Source organism: Sphingomonas sp. Ant H11, assembly GCF_000797515.1.
Taxonomy (GTDB): Bacteria; Pseudomonadota; Alphaproteobacteria; order Sphingomonadales; family Sphingomonadaceae; genus Sphingomonas.
In genome coordinates, this window is sequence record NZ_JSBN01000201.1 from 1 (window position 1) to 1,078 (window position 1,078).

The 1,078-nt window shown below is 68.8% G+C and carries 1 protein-coding gene; it reads left to right on the top strand.

The genetic code is table 11. The annotated features are described in order from the left end of the window. A partial coding sequence (gene hpnA, locus NW75_RS21510; RefSeq protein WP_033967424.1) for a hopanoid-associated sugar epimerase occupies window positions 1-909 on the top strand: 909 nt, incomplete at its 5' end. Window positions 910-1,078: the final 169 nt, after the last annotated feature.

The window sequence follows — 1,078 nt, forward strand, 5'->3', positions numbered from 1 at the left end:
CTGCGCGGGTTGGCGCGGGCGAGCAGCGCGCGCACCAATCTCACCGATTTTCCGGGCGAACTGGTCGAGGGCGACGCGCGCGATGCCGCTGCGATGGCGCGGGCGATGGCGGGTGTGGCGCACCTCTATCACGTCGCTGCCGACTACCGGATCTGGGCCCCCGACCCCGAGGAGATTGTCCGCAACAACCTCGCCAGCACGCGCACGGTGATGGAAGCGGCGCTGGCCGCCGGGGTCGAACGAATCGTCTATACCAGCAGCGTGGCGACGCTGCGGCCCGACCACGGCAAACCGTCCGACGAAACGCGCCCGGCGACGCCCGAACAGGCCGTCGGTGCCTATAAGCGCAGCAAGGTGGTGGCAGAGCGACTGGTCGAGGCGATGGTCGCGCAGCAGGGGTTGCCTGCGGTGATCGTCAATCCCTCGACCCCGATCGGCCCGCGCGATGCGCGACCGACGCCGACCGGCCGAATTATCGTCGAGGCCGCCTCGGGCCGAATGCCCGCGTTCGTCGAGAGCGGGCTCAACCTCGTCCATGTCGATGACGTGGCCGAGGGCCATATCGCGGCGATGACGCGCGGGCGGATCGGCGAGCGTTATGTGCTGGGCGGGCAGGACGTCTCGCTGCGCCAGATGCTGGCGGACGTCGCGGCGATCGTCGGGCGCAAGGCACCGACGGTGCAAATCCCGAGAGCGCCGCTTTTTCCGCTGGCCTGGGTGAATGAACAGATCGCGCGGGTGACGGGCAAGGAGCCGTTCCTGACGCTGGACGCGCTGCGCATGGCCGCACACGACATGTATTATTCGAGTGCGAAGGCGGAGGCCGAACTCGGGTACCACGCGCGGCCCTATCGTGCGGCGCTGGAGGATGCGGTCGCATGGTTCCGGCAAGCGGGGATGCTCGCGTGATCGCGCTCGGGATTGCCACGTTATCCCTGCTGATCTGGATCGGGCTGGCGCTCGGTCGTGACGGCTTCTGGCTGACGCGGGAGCGGGATGATCGTGTTCCTCCCCTCCCGGACCTTCCTCCCCTCCTGAAAGGGAGGGGCGGGGGTGGGTCGGCCTAAGGCAGGCGTCG